Raw genomic sequence first — 17,759 nt, 5'->3', positions numbered from 1 at the left:
TGGGGGAGTGGAAATCCTGCTCTACCTGGCCGGCATCCTCTTCATGCTGATCGGCCTCGGTATCTCGATCGGCCTGCACGAGGTCGGTCATCTCCTGCCCGCGAAGCTCTTCGGCGTGCGCGTCGGCCAGTACATGATCGGTTTCGGTCCCCGGCTGTGGTCGAAGCGCATCGGCGAGACCGAGTACGGATTCAAGCTGCTGCCTCTCGGGGGTTTCATCTCGATGTCGGGCATGTACCCCGCGTCGAAGACGGCGAGGCCCGCGAGCGGCATCTTCCGCTCGCTCGTCCAGGATGCACGGACAGCCAACGACGAGACCATTGCGGACGGCGCGGAGGATCGCGTCTTCTACCGGCTGCCGGTGTGGAAGCGCGTGATCGTCATGCTCGGCGGTCCGCTCATGAACCTGATCCTCGCGGTGGTCATCTTCACGGTGCTGGTCTCCGGCATCGGAGTCCAGCAGGGCACCACGACGATCGCGACCGTGAACGAATGCGTCCTTCCGGCAGGTTCCACGGCTACGGAATGCGCCGCCGACGACCCGCTCACTCCGGCTGCCGAGGCCGGAATCGAGCCCGGCGATGTCCTGGTCTCGATCGACGGTCGGCCGGTTTCGACGTTCGCGGAGGCGACGGCGATCGTCCAGGCCGCTCCGGGTGAAGACCTCGCTCTCGTGGTGCGGCGCGACGGCGTGGATACGGACCTGACGATCACACCCGTCGAAGCCGAGCGCACGCTGACGGATGCGAGCGGTCAGCCTCTCCTCGACGATGAGGGCGAACCGGTCGTGAAAGAGGTCGGTTACGTCGGCATGGGAGCGCAGATGGGCTTCGTCCAGCAACCGCTCTCGGCCGGGCCGCAGATGGCCGGCGACACCGTCGCCCGCGTCGGGTCGATGATCCTCACGCTTCCGGTGCGCATCTGGGACGTGGGCGTATCGCTCGTCACCGGAGGCGAACGAGACCCCAACGGCCCGCTGAGCGTCGTGGGCGTCGGGCGGATCGCCGGTGAGGTCGCAGCCACCGATGCTCCGGTGCTCAACCGCTTCTCCGTGCTCCTCGGGCTCCTCGGTTCGTTGAACGTCGCGCTGTTCGTGTTCAACCTGATTCCGCTCCTGCCGCTCGACGGCGGTCACATCGTGGTCGCGCTGTGGGACGGGATCCGCAGAGCCTGGGCGAAGCTGTTCCGCCGTCCGCCTCCCGCACCGGTCGATGCCACGAAGCTCGTGCCGCTCACCGTCGTCGTCGCGATATTGCTGATCGCGATGGGAGCGCTGCTGCTTCTCGCCGATCTCTTCAATCCCGTGGACATCTTCGGGGGCTGACCGAACGCGACCTTCGATCGGGCGCGCCGCACTCGGCGACGCGCCCCGTTCGCGCTCAGGACAGTGCGTGGGCGACGAGACGCTCGAGGGTGCGGATGCCGTCGCGCGACAGGATCGACTCGAGATGGCCCTGGATCGAGGCGAAGTGCTCGCCTCGCAGCGCATAGACGTCGCCGGTCTCGGGATCAGCCGACACCTCTGCGGACCCGATCGACACGGTGCCCGGAGCGACGCGCGCAGTGAAGGTGTTGTAGAAGCCGATCGACGCATCCTCTCCGAAGACGGGAACGGCCTTCTGCAGGCCCTGGTGCGGCGCGTCCAGGGGAGCGAGGACGATACCCCATCGGTCGCTCAGGATCTGATGGCTCAGGCACACCGCGAGCAGGGGGGCACCCGAGTCGACTCGCCGCGCCACCACCTGGCGCATCCGCTCGATGCGGGGGCTGCCCGCGTCTCTCGGATCTCCGGGGCCGGGTCCCGCCACGACCAGGTCGGCGGCGTCGAGCTGGTCGTCGGTCAGATCGCTCCACGCTCGGATCGTGACATCGAGACCCAGGTGGCGCAGCTGGTGGGCGAGCATCGTCGTGAAGCGATCCTCGGCATCGACCACGACGGCCGAGCGTCCCGCGAAGGGGCCGGTGAAGTCCTCGCCCTGCGGGTTCAGCCAGAACTCGGCGAGCCGCGAGTTGCGCGAGGCGAGCAGAGCCTCGACGGTGGGGTCGTCGGCGAGCGACCGGGGAGCGGCGGGCGCGTCCGCGTCCTCGCGTGCGTCCGCGGCGCTGTCGCGGTCGATCGCTCCGATGGCACCCAGCACGCCCGCGGCCTTTCCGTGCGTCTCCGACACCTCGCCATGCGGATCGGAATGACGCACGAGCGTCGCGCCGACCGGAACGTTGAGCGATCCGTCCCGGAGGTACACCGTGCGGATCAGGATCGGGGCGTCGAGGTCGTGTCCGCCCTCGTCATTGGGCGTGAAGAGCGCGGCGACCCCCGAATAGTATCCGCGCGGCTTCGTCTCGTGACGGCGGATCACCGCGCAGGCGTTCTGCATCGGGGAGCCCGTCACGGTCGGCGCGAACATCGTCTCGCGCAGGATGTCCCGGGGATCCAGAGCACTGCGTCCACGGAGCATGTACTCGGTGTGGGTGAGCCGGGACATCTCCTTCAGATGTGGGCCGGTGATGCGTCCGCCGTCCGAGCAGACGGCGCTCATCATCTTCAGCTCCTCGTCGACGACCATGAACAGCTCTTCGGTCTCCTTCGTGGAGGAGAGGAAATCGACGAGTGTCTCCTTGGTCGCCCCGCCGGCGGGGTGACGGAAGGTGCCGGAGATCGGGTTCATGGTGACGACACCGCCGCGGGCGACGACGTGCGCCTCGGGGCTCGCGCCGACCGCGATATGACCGGGCGTGACCACCGCGAAAGTCCAGTACGCACCGCGTTCGTGCGTCAGGAGCGCACGGAACCAGGTGAGCGCGGCCGTGCGGTCGTCGACGTCGATCTCTGCGGTGAAGTCGCGGCGGATCACGAAGTTGGCGCCTTCGCCGCGCCCGATCTCATCCGCGATCACGGTCTCGACGATCGCGGCGTACTCCTCATCGGCGATATCGAAGCCCCCGCCGATGAGGGGGACGGGTGCGGCGGGAAGCGCCTCGAGCAGCGCAGGAGTCGGCAGGTGGAGATGCTCGTCCACGATGACGCAGCGCAGCGGCGCGCTGTCCTCCTGCGCGACGAATCCCCGTTCGCGCACCTGCCGGTACGGCACCATCGCGAACACCTCGCGCGGTGTGCCGTCGATGTCGAGCGGGATGTCGGCGAGCAGATCGACGTCGACGACCTCGCCCGTGAGCAGCTCGACGGTGTCCGCGCCGTCGCGGGCGATCAGGACGAACGACGCAGTGGGATCTGCGGTGAGCTCGGCAAGACGTGAGAGGGTCATCGGTGTCTCCTGTGCGTGGCTCCGGCTCGGCTCAACGAAAAGACCGCCCCGGAGGCGGTCTGGATTCGTGGGAACGCGAACACACCGCCTAAGAGGCGGGCCACCAGGTGAAGTTCGCGAGCATGGGCTGAAAACTATCACACCGACGCCTTCGGGATCGGCCGCATGACGCGAGATGCGCACCGCCCGACATCCAGCCCGTCCCCATCCAGGCGGCGTAGGCTGTGGGTTGTGCCAGCAGTGAATCTTGGGATGCCGAAGATCCCCGAAGTCCTCGCCCCGCGCCGCAAGTCTCGCCAGATCAAGGTGGGCAAGGTGCTCGTCGGCGGTGACGCTCCCGTCACCGTGCAGTCGATGACGACGACGAAGACGACGGACATCAACGCGACGCTCCAACAGATCGCCGAGCTCACCGCATCCGGATGCGAGATCGTCCGTGTCGCCGTCCCTCACCAGGACGATGCCGATGCGCTGAAGATCATCGCGATGAAGAGCCAGATCCCGGTGATCGCCGACATCCACTTCCAGCCGCGCTACATCTACACCGCGATCGACGCGGGCTGTGGCGCCGTGCGTGTGAACCCGGGCAACATCCGCGAGTTCGACGGCAACGTCGGCAAGATCGCCGAGGCCGCCAAGGCCGCAGGAGTCTCCCTGCGCATCGGCGTCAACGCAGGATCGCTGGACCGCCGCATCCTGACCAAGTACGGCAAGGCGACCGCGGAGGCACTCGTCGAGAGCGCCGTCTGGGAGGCGTCGTTGTTCGAAGAGCACGACTTCCACGACTTCAAGATCTCGGTGAAGCACAACGATCCGATCGTCATGGTGAAGGCATACCGCCAGCTCGCCGAGCGGGGCGACTGGCCGCTCCACCTCGGCGTGACCGAGGCGGGCCCCGCCTTCCAGGGAACCATCAAGAGCGCGACGGCATTCGGCATTCTCCTCGGTGAGGGCATCGGCGACACCATCCGCGTGTCCCTCTCCGCTCCTCCCGCAGAAGAGGTGAAGGTCGGCCACCAGATCCTGCAGTCCCTGAACCTGCGTGAGCGCAAGCTCGAGATCGTTTCGTGCCCGTCGTGCGGACGCGCTCAGGTCGACGTCTACACGCTCGCCGAGAACGTGACCGAAGGACTCAAGGACATGACCGTCCCGCTGCGCGTCGCGGTCATGGGCTGCGTCGTGAACGGACCGGGTGAGGCCCGTGAGGCGGATCTCGGTGTCGCCTCCGGCAACGGCAAGGGGCAGATCTTCGTGAAGGGCGAGGTCATCAAGACCGTGCCCGAGGCCGACATCGTCGCCACTCTGATCGAAGAGGCGAACCGCATCGCGGCCGAGATGGGACCTGAGGCGCCGCTCGGCACCGCTCAGGTCGTCACGGTCTGAGCGCGTGGTCTCTGCGGTGACCACGTCGACGATCGTGTCCTTCGCCGGTGGCGACGTCACCGGCTCGAGCACTGTCTCGCGCGTCGAATCGACGCCGATCGGCGCCGTCGTGGTCGTGGAATCGACCCCGTTCCACCCCGTCGATCACACCTGGCCCGACCAGCCTGGCGACACGGGTGAGATCGCGTACGACGATTCTGCCGTCCGAGTCTCCCCGGCGGTCATGGCCGCGGTCTCCGACGAGGGAGCGTTCGCGGTCGGCTCTGACATCCCGGTGAAGCGCGGGGCTGATGGGTGGACCTGGCTCGTCGGCCATCCGCTCGAGGCCGAGGCGCCGGCGTGGATGGTCGAGGGTGCGCGCGTCGAGTTGTCGGTCGACTCGTCCCGGCGGGCGGGGCTCAGCCGCGGCCACACGGCCTGCCACCTCGCGTCGCTGGCTCTCGACCTCGCGCTCGCGGATCTGTGGCGCAAGGATCCCGGTGTGGATGCCCTGGGCACCCCGAACTTCGAGGCCAGGGCGAACCAGTCCAGCCGCATCCACGAAGACGGCGCCGTGGACGAGTATCGACTCGGCAAGAGCCTGCGCAAGGCGGGCTTCGACACCGAGGGGCTCACCGCGACGCTCGCCGACCGAGAGGCGGCGATCAATGCACAGCTGACCGCCTGGGTCGCATCAGGCGCGCCGAGCCGCGTGGTGCCTGAGGGCCCGACGATCGTGGATCGGCGCAGCTGGAGCTGCGAGCTTCCTCAGGGAACCGCAGAGATCCTGTGCGGCGGTACACATGTCGCGTCCCTCAGCGAGTTCGTCTCGATCTCGGTGACGCTCGACCTGACGGATCCTCAGACGCTGGTCATGACGACAAGGGCCGTGCCCGCGTCCTGAGTCGTGCTCAGCGCACGAAGCCGCTCTGAACCCGGCCGCCCGCACGATCGAGCTCGTCCTCGACACGGTCGGCGAACGTCGCATAGTCGCGATCGATCCACGGGATGCTCAGCAGCTCGGCGCGTTCGTGACCAAGGTCCCGGAGCCGTCGCGGCAGCCACTTGCCCGAAGCGATCCACCGCCGCTCGCTGAGCAGCATGAGCTCGGCGATCTTCTCGAACAGGATGGCTGCCTCGATCTGCTGCTCGAGAGGGTCGGTGGCATCCCTGAGGTCGTCGAGAACGTCGGTGATGACGTAGCGGCGGAAGGTGGATTCCTGCGCGGACAGCGCGGGGCCCGCGTCGAGGATGCGCTGCCACCGTTCTCGGAGCGCGGCGAGGCGGCCGTCGTCCCGGATCGCGATGCCGTCGACGAGCATGTGCACGGTCACAGGTCTGTACGGGGCGACGCCACGATCGGCCCACTCGTCGAAACCGGTCGGCGTGTAGGCGAAGACCTCGAAGATCTCACCCTCGAACTCGTGAGTCGACGCCTCGCTCGTCTGATCCCGCGCGTCGAACAGTGCGTCTCCGAGCAGCAGCAGGTCGATGTCGCTCGTCGTGGTGCGCTCTCCGCGGGCGGAGCTTCCCGCAACGATGGCGACGTCGGCTCGGGGGTAGTGCGCAGCGACGAATCGTTCAGCGACGGCGAGGGGATTCACGCCGTCAGCGTAGCTGCCTGTGCCGTTCACACAGAGAACTCGATCTCGCCTCGTGCGATGTCCGCACGCACGACCCGGAGTGGCACGACCGCGCCGGGAACGGTATCCGCCGGGAGCGGAGCGGAGGCGGTGACGGCGGGGTCCGCGAGCTGGATCGTTCCCCGTTCCCCACGCACCTCGATCACCGTCGCATCCACCGTCGAACCGACCAGCGGTGTGAGAAGCGCGGCCTCGACGCAGTTGATCGTCGCGGAGTCGAGCGTCGATGCGCGCTGACCGGACTCCTGCATCAGCGCGGGGAGGTCATCGAGCGACTCGCGAACCCAGTCGGGTACGTCACGCCCTTCGGACACAGCCAGGCAGATCGCGAGCGACCAGCGGTCGACGAGGCGACGCAGGGGAGCGGTGGCGTGTGCATAGGGAGCGGCTATCGCCGCCTGCTCGATCTCGGAGGGCAGCGCGCCGTCGAAGGTCACGTAGCCCGCCCCGCGGAACAGCGACGCCGCTGCCTCGAGAACAGGGAGCGTCATCGGGTCGGCACGATCCAGTCGCCGCAGGTACTCGCCGTACCTGCCTGTCGTCCACGGGCGCCCGAGCGCTTCGGTCTGATGGCGGAACGCCTCGAAGGACTTCTCATCGGGCTGAGGCATCGTGCGCAGGATCCCGATGCCGGCGTCGATCATCAGGGATGCGGCCGCCATGCCGGTCATCAGGGACAGCTGGGCGTTCCATTCCTCGACGGGCAGCGGGTGCCTGCGCTCTATCTCGTACGTCCCGTCGGAGTGCCGCACGACTTCCTCGTCCGGCAGGTTCAGGCTCGCGCCGCCCCGGAGCTTCTCCTGCTCGATGCGCAACGTGCCGATCTCCGGCAGCAGCGCTGCGGGGCCGCCCTCGCCCCGGTCGAGTGCGGCCTGAGTGCTGGCGTAGTCGAGCTGGGCGTGCGAGCGGATCAAGGCCCGCTCGAGCCGGAACTCCTCGACGATTCCCGCAGGATCGAGGGAGAACGTCCAGACGAGCGCGGGACGATCCACATCCGCCAGCAGCGACGCGCGGTCCTCGCTCAGGACCTTCGGATGCAGCGGGATCGTGCCGTCTGCCGCATACAGCGTCTGACCTCGGCGACGCGCCTCCGTGTCGACCGCGCCTCCCGGCGCGACGAAGCCCGGAACGTCGGCGATCGCGTACCGCACGGTGTATCCCGCATCCCGCCGCTCGAGGTGGAATGCCTGATCGAGGTCCCGCGACCCGAGCGGGTCGAGCGTCGCGAAGGGGATGTCGCGCAGGTCGAGGCCAGGAGTCGCGGCGTCGGCGTCGGCGGCCTCGGCCACCACCTCTGCCGGGAAGTCGGTGGGAGTGTCGAGGGATTCGCGGAGCGCGGTGAGCGCCGCAGCGAGTTCGGTCTGCGCGGCGGACGGAGCAACGTGAGATCGGCGCTGAGGCATGTGCCCACACTATGCGGCGGTCGATGATGTGCGGTCACCCGGTGGCGGGTCTGATGACGAGGGAAACCTGTGATTTGCGTGTCCGTCCGGCCCCGACCGGAATACTGGGCGTTAGCGTGGGGGCATGACCACTGCTGCGAAAGCCCAGACCCTGATCGGACTCTACGAAGCCCCGGAGATCCTCCGGGTGGTGAACGTGTGGGACGTCGTCTCCGCTCGTGCGGTCGCGATGCTCCCCGAGACGAAGGCGATCGCCACCGCCGGACACGGGATCGCCGCCTCGTTCGGATTCGAGGACGGCACCATCACCCGCGAGATCATGATCGACATGGTCGGGCGCATCGCGGCATCCGTCTCCGTGCCGGTGACCGCCGATCTCGACGACGGATACGGGGATGCGGGGGAGACCACCCGGCTCGCGATCGGTGCCGGTGTCGTCGGCGCCAACGTCGAGGACCGTCTGAAGCCGTTCGACGAGTCCGTGGCGGCTGTCGAGGCGATCGTCAAGGCCGCCGAGGCCGAAGGCGTGCCGTTCGCCCTCAACGCCCGTACCGACGCATTCGTGCGTGCCGGCCACCGCCCTGTCGCCGAGAGTGTCGCCGACGCCATCCAGCGCGGTCGGGCCTTCCTCGACGCCGGTGCCACCGCGGTGTTCGTCCCCGGCATGCTCGACGCGAACATCACACGACAGCTCGTCGAGGGCCTCGGCGAGGGCAAGCTCAGCGTGATCGGTCTGCCCGGCACGCTCGCGGCCTCCGAGTACGAGAAGCTCGGCGTCGCCCGGATCTCGTACGGACCCCTTCCTCAGCGGGTCGCCCTCACCGCCGTGCAGGAACTCGCCGCGAGCCTCTACGCCGGAGGTGTGATCCCCAACGGGCTGCCCGCGCTCAACTGACGAGTCGCGAAACGGGTGACCACCGGTCAGTAGACTTGGCCCGTGGTCACTCGTTTTTCGAACTTCTTCCTCCGTACGCTCCGTGAAGACCCTGCAGGCGCAGAGGTCGCGAGCCACAAGCTGCTGATCCGCGCCGGATACATCCGACCGCAGGCCGCCGGCATCTTCGCATGGCTCCCGCTCGGGCTCCGGGTGAAGGCCAAGATCGAGACCGTCGTCCGCGAGGAGATGGGCGCTGCCGGTGCGCAGGAAGTGCACTTCCCGGCTCTGATGCCGCGCGAGTCGTACGAGGCGACCGGGCGCTGGGATGAGTACGGAGACCTGCTGTTCCGTCTCCAGGACCGCAAGGGCGGCGACTACCTGCTGGCTCCGACTCACGAAGAGGCCTTCACCCTGCTCGTGAAGGACCTGTACTCGTCGTACAAGGATCTGCCCCTGACCCTCTACCAGATCCAGGACAAGTACCGCGATGAGGCGCGTCCGCGCGCAGGTCTGCTCCGCGGTCGTGAGTTCACGATGAAGGATGCGTACTCCTTCGATTCCTCGGACGAGGGCCTCGAGGTCAGCTACCAGGCGCAGCGCGATGCGTACGAGCGCATCTTCCAGCGGCTGGGGCTCGAGTACGTCATCGTCCAGGCGGATGCCGGAGCGATGGGCGGCTCGCGCAGCGAGGAGTTCCTTCACCCGACTCCCGTCGGCGAGGACACGTTCGTCCGCAGTGCCGGTGGATACGCCGCCAACGTCGAGGCGTTCACGACTGCCGTGCCCGATGCGATCGCTTTCGACGCGGACGCCGCGCCGGTGGTCTTCGACTCGCCGAACACACCCACCATCGAGACGCTGGTGGCGCATTCCAACGCTCACCTCGACGGCGAGTACACGGCCGCAGACACGCTCAAGAACGTCGTGCTCGCGCTCACGCACCTCGACGGCACCCGCGAACTCGTCATCGTGGGCATCCCCGGCGACCGCGAGGTCGACGAGAAGCGCGCCGAGGTCGCGTTCGCGCCCGCCGAGGTCGAGACGGCCACCGCCGACGACTTCGAGAAGAATCCGCTGCTCGTCAAGGGCTACATCGGGCCCTGGTCACCGACGGGCGCCATGCTCGGTGAGGATTCCGCCACAGGCATCCGCTACCTGGTCGACCCCCGCGTGAGCGAGGGCACCAGCTGGATCACCGGCGCGAACATCGACGAGAAGCACGCGCACTCGGTCGTCGCCGGACGCGACTTCTTCGCCGACGGCATCGTCGAGATCGCGAACGTCCGTGCGGGCGACCCCGCGCCCGACGGATCTGGTCCGGTCGAGCTCGCACGCGGCATGGAGATCGGCCATGTGTTCCAGCTGGGTCGCAAGTACGCGGAAGCGCTCGGACTCAAGGTGCTGAACGAGAACGGCAAGCTCGTCACCGTCACGATGGGCTCGTACGGCATCGGCGTCACCCGCATCCTGGCGATCATCGCCGAGCTGAACAACGACGAGAAGGGTCTCATCTGGCCCGCGTCCGTCGCCCCGTTCGACGTCCAGGTCGTCGCCGCCGGTCGCGACCAGGTCGCCTTCGACGTGGCCGCTGACCTCTCGACGCAGCTCGAGGCGGCCGGACTCGACGTGCTCTACGACGATCGCCCCAAAGTGTCGCCGGGCGTGAAGTTCGGCGACGCCGAACTCGTCGGCGTCCCGAAGATCGTCATCGTCGGTCGAGGCGCCGCCGACGGTCAGGTCGAACTGTGGGATCGCAGCACCGGCGAACGGGATGCGGTCTCGATCGCCGACGCGCTGGGCCGGCTCACACGCCGCTGACTCTCATGTCGATTCACGCAGAACGCCGCGTATCCCTTCTCGGGTACGCGGCGTTCTCGATGAGGAGGGCGGTCAGTGCACGATGTGCCCGTGGTTCATGATGTCGTCGTCCGGGGTGTCCTTCGTGACGAGTGCCTTGAGCGCCCCCGCAGCCATCGCGATCTTGCCCTTGGCCGGCTCCCAGAACTCGGTCACCGTGGGCGTCACCTTCAGGAGCGCGATCCCGGGGGTGTCGAGGCCCTCGGCGAACCAGATCTCGAGCGACGGCGAGTAGAGCTCCTTCATCTTGGCCCGGTCGTGCACGAGGGAGGCCCTGCCGGCGACCGAGACGTAGCGCATCCCCTTGGCGTCGCAGTACGACAGCCCCACTTGGCGGTGCTTGCGTGCCTCGTCGACCTTCTCGGTGTCCTCCGCGGTGAAGAACCAGATGTCTCCGGCATCATCCATCTGCCTCGTGGACATCGGTCGGCTGACGAGGTTGCCGTCGTCGTCGGTCGTCGTCAGCATCGTGAAGTCGATGTCCTCCACGAGCTCGGCGACGCGAGCACGTGCTTCAGGTCCAGTGATCTCTGTCATGTCGACAGCTTCGCGCGAGCGGCCGGCACCGGCACGGGGATTGACACGGCGAGGGTCGCGTGATCGGGAGCGGCGTTGCGGCGCCCACGCCGCCGATCGTGCATGACAGGGTGGACTCATGACCGAGGAACCGCTGCCCGAATCGCTGAGTGCCGAGATCAACGTCGTCCTGGACGAGGCCGGGGTCAAGACCGATCGGCGCCTGGTGATGCGCATGATGCGTACCGCGATCCTGCTCGGCGAGGACGGCACGAACAGGCTCGACCTCAAGATCGCATCCGCGGCGCTGGCGGAGATGCGCGATGCGTTCCGGCTCTTCGCACCGTTCGAAGGAGTCCCCAAGGTCACCGTCTTCGGGTCCGCACGCACCCGACAGGACGATCCGCTGTACTTCCAGGCGCGAAGAGTCGCGGAGGCTCTCGCGGCGGACGGCTGGATGGTGGTGACCGGAGCCGGACCGGGGATCATGCAGGCCGCGGCGGAGGGTGCAGGCCCCGCGCTCTCGCTGGGCGTCTCGATCCGACTACCGTTCGAGGAGAAGGCGAACAGCCTGGTCGCCGGAAGCGACCACGTCGTCGCGATGAAGTACTTCTTCACCCGCAAGCTCATGCTCATCAAGGAATCCATCGGCTTCATCTGTCTGCCGGGAGGATTCGGCACGCTCGACGAGATGTTCGAGCTCCTGACGCTGCAGCAGACGGGGAAGGCCGAGCCCACCCCGATCGTGCTTCTCGATGAGCCGGGCGGCACGTTCTGGAACGGACTCAAGCGCTTCATCGACGAGGATCTCGCGCCCACCGGCGTGATCTCCGAGGGTGATTTCGACCGGGTCGTCATCACCGACTCGGTCGAGTCCGCGGCCGCGGTGATCGCCGGATTCTGGCGCAACTACGACTCGCTGCGCTGGGTGGGTGACACCCTCGTGCTCCGACTTCGCTCTGAACCGACCGATGCGGAAGTCGAGCAGCTCAACGATCAGTTCGCCGGAATGCTGGCGAGCGGCCGTATCGAGCGAAGCGCACCGCGCTCACCGGAGGTCGCCGACGACGACGTGCTGCATCTGCCGCGGCTGGCGCTGCATCTCGATCAGCGCCAGGTGGGCAACCTGTTCCGACTGATCGGTGCGATCAATTCGTTGGAGACTGCTCCCGCGCTCTGACGCCGGCCACGAAGGCGGCGAGGTCGACGTCATGCCCGAGGATGCGCTCGGCCGCGCGGTGCCCCGAGTAGTACGCCGCCCCCACGGTGGCAGGTTCGTCGCCCCAGGTGGCTTCGCCGGCGAAGTGCAGCACTCCGTCGACGGGCCCCGCCGCCGCGTCGTGATCGTGATGCGATGACCCGACAGCCAGGTGCGAATAGGACCCGTTCGAGAACGGGTCGTGTCCCCAGCGGGTGATCCAGTGCGCTGTCGGCTCTGCGACGGCGTCGCCGTACAGGGCGCGCAGCGCGACGAGCACGTCGGCGACGATCTCCTCATCAGGGAGCTCCTGCATCCTGCGACCGAACGGGCCCGCGGCGAAGGTGAGGAGTGTCGGGAGCCCGCTCACCGCCGAGACGTCGTACCAGGAGTGCCAGTGCTCACCGGCCTCGCCGAGAGCCCGCAGAACATAGCTGTCCTCTCTCCAGAAGCGCTCCGGGAACTGGATGAATACCTTGTTGAACACTCCCATGCCGAGCCGTTCGATCGGCCCCGCGACCGCGTCGGGCAGAGCGGGGGCGAAGTCGATCGACCCCGCCTTGAGCACTCCGAGCGGCACCGTGACCACGGCGCTTCGGGCGGAGAACTCCCCGTGCTCGGTCGACACCGTGACGCCGGCATCCGTGCGCGCGATGCGGGTGACCACGTGCCCCAGGCGGATGTCGAGGTCGGTGGCGATGCGCCGCGGGAGCTCGTCGTAGCCCCGGGGGAAGATCACCTCTTCACCGTCGATCGCATCCTCGTCGAGCCCGTGCGCGTCGAGGTCTCCGATCCAGGCTCCGCACTGCTCCTCGACGCGGTGTCGGAAGAACTCGCGGATCTCGTCGATGCGTTCCGGTGCGAACCCCGAGCGGTCGAGCGCCCGCTCGGCCACGTCGAGGTAGGTGTCGCCGGGAGAGGACCGCTCGATCTCGTCGACCAGCAGGCGGTCCGCCGCCGCGACGTCGTCGACCCACTGGGTGGTGCTCGCGGCATCCATCGGCGTGCCCTCACCGTCGAAGTTCTCGATCGGACGACCACCCGCCTGGAAGCTCCCGACGGTGTACTCGATCGTGGGGATGCCGAGGGTCTGCACCAGCTCCCACAGGGGGGAGCCGTCGATGCCGTGGATCCAGGACGCGCCGAGATCCACGGGGAACCCGGCGGCGCGGTCGGTGCTCATCCGACCTCCGATGCGCTCCCGTGCTTCGAGGACCACGACCTGCTCTCCGGCGTCCGCGAGCATACGGGCTGCGGTGACGCCGGACATGCCGGCTCCGATCACGATCGTGTCGTACGTGGTCACTGGGTCCTCCCGGGTGTCCTGCGCCGCGGGCCCGCGACGCCCGCCGTGGCAGCGGGCGGTGGGCACAGGGTATCGTGGTACGGATGTCGCGTGTGCACACCCGCGCGACGAGAGCTGAATAGGGAGCCGTCATGGATATCGAACTGAGTCTGCTGCGTGGGATCGAGAAGGAGAAGGCGATTCCCTTCGATGAGCTCGTCTCGATCATCGAACAGGCCATCCTGACGGCCTACGCCAAGCACGTGTCCGCAGATGGCGCCACACCTGAGGGTGTCCGCGTCGAACTCGACCGCCGCACCGGACACGTGGCCGTGCTGCAGGCCGTGAAGGACGACGAGGGCGCGATCATCGGCGAAGAAGACGCCATGCCCGACGACTTCGGCCGCATCGCCGCCTTCGCGGCCAAGCAGGTCATCAGTCAGCGTCTGCGTGACATCGCCGACGATGTCGTGCTCGGCGATTTCAAGGACAAGGAGGGCGACATCGTCGCCGGCGTGATCCAGCAGGGACCCAACCCCCGCATGATCCACGTCGATCTCGGATCGGTCGAGGCGATCCTGCCGCCCGAGGAGCAGGTGCCCGGCGAGGAGTACACGCACGGCTCACGCCTTCGCGTCTACGTGACCAGCGTCGCCAAGGGGCTCAAGGGTCCGCAGATCACGGTGTCGCGGACGCACCCCGGGCTGGTGCGCAAGCTCTTCGCGCTCGAGGTTCCCGAGATCGCCGCCGGGCTCGTCGAGATCGTCTCGCTGGCCCGCGAGGCCGGCCACCGCACGAAGATCGCTGTTCGGGCGAATGACCCGGCCATCAACGCCAAGGGTGCATGCATCGGAGAGATGGGGCGCCGCGTGCGCGCCGTCACCGAGGAGCTCGCGGGGGAGAAGATCGACATCGTCGACTTCGACCCGGAACTCGCGCCCTTCGTGGCGAACGCTCTCTCGCCGGCCAAGGTGACGAGCGCGTTCATCCTCGACGCGAACACGAAGGCGGTACGCGCCCTGGTGCCCGACTACCAGCTGTCCCTCGCGATCGGCAAAGAAGGGCAGAACGCCCGACTCGCCGCCAAGCTCACCGGCGCGAAGATCGACATCCAGCCCGACAGCGTGCTGGACTGACCGCTCGGCACACCCGACTCGCCACCCTCGCGCGAGTCGGGTGGGAACTCAGGTGTAAGATGGAACCCGTACGAATGTGCGTCGGTTGTCGCACGCGTGCTCCCCGCGCCGCTCTTCTCAGAGTGGTGTCCCAGAACGACACACTCATCATCGATGAGCGAGCCGTTTTGCCAGGGAGAGGCGCGTGGGTCCATCCGACACCGGAATGCATGGATGCCGCTGTGCGGCGTCGGGCTTTCGGACGAGCACTGCGCGTCTCCAGCGATCTGGACACGCGGAACATCGAACAGCACCCACCAAGAAACAAAGGCTGAACGGCTATGGAAACAAAGTGAACGGCTCGAAATGAGACCCGTCCGCGACTAGTGGTCTGCCCTGTCTGGGTGGACCGACCCCAGACAGGAGAATTGTGGCTGGTAAACCACGCGTACATGAGATCGCCGCTGAACTCGGCGTCGACAGCAAGATCGCACTTGCAAAGCTCAAGGAACTCGGAGAGTTCGTCAAGAGCCCCTCTTCGACCATCGAACCGCCGGTGGCGCGTAAGCTTCGCGCCGCCATCGAGTCGGACGCCTCGCTGAAGTCTTCCGGCGACGCTGCTCCGGCAGCGAAGCCCGCGTCCTCCGCGGCCAAGCCGGCTGCGTCCGGCGCCAAGCCGGCCGCTCCCGGTCGCGCACCGCGGCCCGGAGCTCCAGTGCCCGGCCCGAAGCCCGGCCCCAAGCCGGTCGCCGAGGCGCCGGTCGCAGAGGCTCCGGCCGAGACGCCCGCTCCCGCGGCGCCCGCCGCTCCCAAGTCCGGCGATGACGCTGCTCCGAAGCCGTCAGGCGATGCTGCTCCGAAGCCCGGCGCTCCGCGTCCGGGCAACAACCCGTTCTCCTCGGCGCAGGGCATGGGCCAGCGTCCGGCCGGTCCGCGTCCGGGCAACAACCCGTTCGCGTCCGCGCAGGGCATGGGCCAGCGCCCGACCCCGGGCAACATCCCGCGCCCGCAGGCACCGCGTCCCGGCGCTCCGCGGCCGGGTGCTCCGCGTCCCGGTTCTCCCCGTCCCGGCGCTCCGCGCGGCGGTCAGGGTGGCCGTCCCGGCGCACCGTTCCAGCAGCGTCCGGGTGGACCCGGTCGTCCCGGCGGTGCCGGTGGACCCGGTGCAGGCCCCGGCGCGCGTCCCGGTGGCGGCGGCGGTTTCGCCGGTCGTCCCGGTGGCGGCGGTGGCCGTGGCCGTGGTCCCGGCGGTGGCACGGCCGGTGCCTTCGGCAAGGGCGGCGGCAAGAGCAAGCAGCGCAAGTCGCGGCGGGCGAAGCGCCAGGAATTCGAGATGCGGAGTGCTCCGGTCGTCGGTGGCGTCAACGTCACCCGTGGCAACGGAGAGATCATCCGCATGCGGCGCGGCGCATCGATCGCCGACTTCGCCGACAAGATCGAGACGCTGACCGGGTACACGGTCCAGCCGGGAACCCTCGTGACGATCCTCTTCAACCTCGGAGAGATGGCCACGGCCACCGAGTCGCTGGACGAGGCGACGTTCGAGGTCCTGGGTGCCGAGCTCGGCTACAAGATCCAGATGGTCTCGCCCGAAGACGAGGACAAGGAGCTCCTCGAGGGCTTCGGTCTCGACCTCGAGGCCGAGCTGGAGGCGGAGAGCGAGGATGACCTCGAGATCCGTCCCCCCGTGGTCACCGTCATGGGTCACGTCGACCACGGTAAGACCCGACTGCTCGACGCCATCCGCCAGACCAACGTCATCGAGGGTGAGGCCGGAGGCATCACCCAGCACATCGGTGCGTACCAGGTGTGGACGGAGCACGAGGGCATCGAGCGTGCCATCACCTTCATCGACACCCCGGGTCACGAGGCGTTCACCGCCATGCGTGCCCGTGGAGCGCAGGTCACGGACCTCGCGATCCTCGTGGTCGCAGCCGACGACGGCATCATGCCGCAGACGGTCGAGGCCCTGAACCACGCCCAGGCGGCGAACGTGCCGATCGTGGTCGCGGTGAACAAGGTCGACAAGCCCGACGCCAACCCCGGCAAGGTGCGCCAGCAGCTCACCGAGTACGGTCTGGTCGCCGAGGAGTACGGCGGAGACGTCATGTTCGTCGACGTGTCGGCACGTGCCAACACCGGAATCCAGGACCTCCTGGACGCCGTGCTGCTCACTGCCGACGCGGGTCTCGACCTCACGGCCAACCCGAACAAGGCAGCTCGTGGTGTCGCCATCGAGGCGAAGCTCGACAAGGGCCGCGGTTCGGTCGCCACCGTGCTGATCCAGTCCGGAACGCTCCGCATCGGTGACGCGATCGTCGCAGGCACGGCCTACGGGCGCGTCCGGGCGATGGCGGATGAGAACGGCGAGCAGGTCCTCGAGGCCTACCCGTCGCGTCCGGTGCAGGTGCAGGGTCTCAACTCGGTGCCGCGTGCCGGCGACGTCTTCATCGTCACCGAAGAGGACCGTATGGCCCGTCAGATCGCTGAGAAGCGTGAAGCGGTTGAGCGCAACGCCCAGCTGGCCAAGGCCCGCAAGCGCATCTCGCTCGAAGACTTCACCCGTGCTCTCGAAGAGGGCAAGGTCGAGTCGCTCAACCTCATCATCAAGGGTGACGTCTCCGGTGCCGTCGAGGCGCTCGAGGAGTCGCTGCTCAAGATCGAGGTCGACGACTCGGTCCAGCTCCGCATCATCCACCGCGGTGTCGGTGCGATCACCGAGTCCGACGTCAACCTCGCGACGATCGACAACGCGATCATCGTGGGCTTCAACGTCCGCCCCGACACGAAGGCGCGTGAGCGCGCTCAGCGTGAGGGCGTGGACATCCGGTTCTACTCCGTCATCTACAACGCGATCGACGAGATCGAGAGCTCGCTCAAGGGCATGCTCAAGCCGGAGTACGAAGAGGTCCAGTCGGGTGTCGCCGAGATCCGCGAGGTGTTCCGCTCCTCGAAGTTCGGCAACATCGCCGGTGTCATCGTGCGGTCGGGAACGATCACGCGAAACGCCAAGGCTCGCGTCATCCGCGACGGTGTCGTGCTGGCCGATGGCCTCGCCATCGAGTCGCTGCGCCGCTTCAAGGACGACGTCACCGAGGTGCGTACGGACTACGAAGCCGGTATCGGCCTCGGCAAGTACAACGACATCCAGATCGGTGACGAGATCGAGACCACTGAGCTGGTCGAGAAGCCTCGCGGCTGATCGAGTTCGATATCTTCGGGCGAGGGTGCGCCATGCAT

14 protein-coding genes are annotated in these 17,759 nt (G+C 67.8%); 9 read left to right on the top strand and 5 right to left on the bottom strand.

The features are described from left to right. Nucleotides 1-7: 7 nt before the first annotated feature. A complete protein-coding gene (locus IXW21_RS10760) occupies nucleotides 8-1,324 on the top strand; it encodes a M50 family metallopeptidase (protein ID WP_194764251.1) in 1,317 nt (438 codons plus the stop codon). Between the two features lie 55 nt (nucleotides 1,325-1,379). Here IXW21_RS10760 and IXW21_RS10755 read toward each other — a convergent pair whose 3' ends face one another. Then, nucleotides 1,380-3,263 (bottom strand): chorismate-binding protein, encoded by a 1,884-nt coding sequence (locus IXW21_RS10755; RefSeq protein ID WP_194764250.1) that lies wholly within the window; start codon nucleotides 3,261-3,263, stop codon nucleotides 1,380-1,382. A gap of 252 nt (nucleotides 3,264-3,515) precedes the next feature. Between IXW21_RS10755 and ispG the strand changes: the two genes are divergently transcribed. Continuing rightward, a complete protein-coding gene (gene ispG, locus IXW21_RS10750; RefSeq protein ID WP_194764249.1) occupies nucleotides 3,516-4,646 on the top strand; it encodes a flavodoxin-dependent (E)-4-hydroxy-3-methylbut-2-enyl-diphosphate synthase in 1,131 nt (376 codons plus the stop codon). Nucleotides 4,647-4,650: 4 nt separating this feature from the next. Then, the gene (locus tag IXW21_RS10745) at nucleotides 4,651-5,529 is read left to right on the top strand and encodes a hypothetical protein (RefSeq protein ID WP_228528391.1); all 879 of its coding nucleotides are present in this window, start codon (nucleotides 4,651-4,653) and stop codon (nucleotides 5,527-5,529) included. Between the two features lie 7 nt (nucleotides 5,530-5,536). Here IXW21_RS10745 and IXW21_RS10740 read toward each other — a convergent pair whose 3' ends face one another. Beyond that, on the bottom strand, nucleotides 5,537-6,229 hold the full coding sequence (locus IXW21_RS10740; protein WP_194764248.1) for a nucleotidyltransferase domain-containing protein: 693 nt from the start codon (nucleotides 6,227-6,229) through the stop codon (nucleotides 5,537-5,539). 26 nt (nucleotides 6,230-6,255) lie between these two features. Beyond that, nucleotides 6,256-7,671, bottom strand: coding sequence for an RNB domain-containing ribonuclease (locus tag IXW21_RS10735; RefSeq protein ID WP_194764247.1), 1,416 nt, complete (start codon nucleotides 7,669-7,671; stop codon nucleotides 6,256-6,258). Between the two features lie 124 nt (nucleotides 7,672-7,795). On the opposite strand from IXW21_RS10735, the gene IXW21_RS10730 reads away from it, so the two are divergent. Next, a complete protein-coding gene (locus IXW21_RS10730; RefSeq protein WP_194764246.1) occupies nucleotides 7,796-8,566 on the top strand; it encodes an isocitrate lyase/PEP mutase family protein in 771 nt (256 codons plus the stop codon). A 42-nt stretch (nucleotides 8,567-8,608) separates the two neighbouring features. Next, a complete protein-coding gene (locus IXW21_RS10725) occupies nucleotides 8,609-10,366 on the top strand; it encodes a proline--tRNA ligase (RefSeq protein WP_194764245.1) in 1,758 nt (585 codons plus the stop codon). Nucleotides 10,367-10,438: 72 nt separating this feature from the next. Here the strand turns inward: IXW21_RS10725 and IXW21_RS10720 are convergent, their stop codons facing one another. Next, complete coding sequence (locus tag IXW21_RS10720) at nucleotides 10,439-10,942, bottom strand: pyridoxamine 5'-phosphate oxidase family protein (RefSeq protein WP_194764244.1); 504 nt, start codon at nucleotides 10,940-10,942, stop codon at nucleotides 10,439-10,441. Between the two features lie 118 nt (nucleotides 10,943-11,060). On the opposite strand from IXW21_RS10720, the gene IXW21_RS10715 reads away from it, so the two are divergent. After that, complete coding sequence (locus IXW21_RS10715; RefSeq protein ID WP_194764243.1) at nucleotides 11,061-12,101, top strand: TIGR00730 family Rossman fold protein; 1,041 nt, start codon at nucleotides 11,061-11,063, stop codon at nucleotides 12,099-12,101. On the opposite strand, the gene IXW21_RS10710 is transcribed toward IXW21_RS10715, so the two are convergent. Continuing rightward, nucleotides 12,070-13,425 (bottom strand): flavin monoamine oxidase family protein, encoded by a 1,356-nt coding sequence (locus tag IXW21_RS10710; RefSeq protein ID WP_194764242.1) that lies wholly within the window; start codon nucleotides 13,423-13,425, stop codon nucleotides 12,070-12,072. The two genes, IXW21_RS10715 and IXW21_RS10710, sit on opposite strands and share 32 nt — an antisense overlap. Before the next feature lie 131 nt (nucleotides 13,426-13,556). Between IXW21_RS10710 and nusA the strand changes: the two genes are divergently transcribed. From nusA to infB, 3 genes are all read left to right on the top strand, one after another. Beyond that, nucleotides 13,557-14,540 (top strand): transcription termination factor NusA, encoded by a 984-nt coding sequence (nusA, locus tag IXW21_RS10705; protein WP_194764241.1) that lies wholly within the window; start codon nucleotides 13,557-13,559, stop codon nucleotides 14,538-14,540. Nucleotides 14,541-14,599: 59 nt separating this feature from the next. Next, complete coding sequence (locus IXW21_RS10700; RefSeq protein ID WP_194764240.1) at nucleotides 14,600-14,854, top strand: YlxR family protein; 255 nt, start codon at nucleotides 14,600-14,602, stop codon at nucleotides 14,852-14,854. A gap of 95 nt (nucleotides 14,855-14,949) precedes the next feature. Further along, nucleotides 14,950-17,721 (top strand): translation initiation factor IF-2, encoded by a 2,772-nt coding sequence (infB, locus tag IXW21_RS10695; protein WP_194764239.1) that lies wholly within the window; start codon nucleotides 14,950-14,952, stop codon nucleotides 17,719-17,721. The last annotated feature ends 38 nt before the right edge of the window (nucleotides 17,722-17,759 follow it).

The sequence above is a fragment of the Microbacterium sp. UFMG61 genome (assembly GCF_015354505.1).
In the GTDB taxonomy this organism is placed as follows: domain Bacteria; phylum Actinomycetota; class Actinomycetes; order Actinomycetales; family Microbacteriaceae; genus Microbacterium.
This window is presented reverse-complemented; position numbering and strand designations above follow the sequence as displayed.

Bases quoted from the DNA above. Each gene is read 5' to 3' on its own strand.
- IXW21_RS10755 (WP_194764250.1), bottom strand. From the start codon at position 3,263: ATGACCCTCTCACGTCTTGCCGAGCTCACCGCAGATCCCACTGCGTCG.
- ispG (WP_194764249.1), top strand. From the start codon at position 3,516: ATGCCGAAGATCCCCGAAGTCCTCGCCCCGCGCCGCAAGTCTCGCCAG.
- IXW21_RS10735 (WP_194764247.1), bottom strand. From the start codon at position 7,671: ATGCCTCAGCGCCGATCTCACGTTGCTCCGTCCGCCGCGCAGACCGAA.
- IXW21_RS10730 (WP_194764246.1), top strand. From the start codon at position 7,796: ATGACCACTGCTGCGAAAGCCCAGACCCTGATCGGACTCTACGAAGCC.
- IXW21_RS10720 (WP_194764244.1), bottom strand. From the start codon at position 10,942: ATGACAGAGATCACTGGACCTGAAGCACGTGCTCGCGTCGCCGAGCTC.
- IXW21_RS10715 (WP_194764243.1), top strand. From the start codon at position 11,061: ATGACCGAGGAACCGCTGCCCGAATCGCTGAGTGCCGAGATCAACGTC.
- nusA (WP_194764241.1), top strand. From the start codon at position 13,557: ATGGATATCGAACTGAGTCTGCTGCGTGGGATCGAGAAGGAGAAGGCG.
- IXW21_RS10700 (WP_194764240.1), top strand. From the start codon at position 14,600: ATGGAACCCGTACGAATGTGCGTCGGTTGTCGCACGCGTGCTCCCCGC.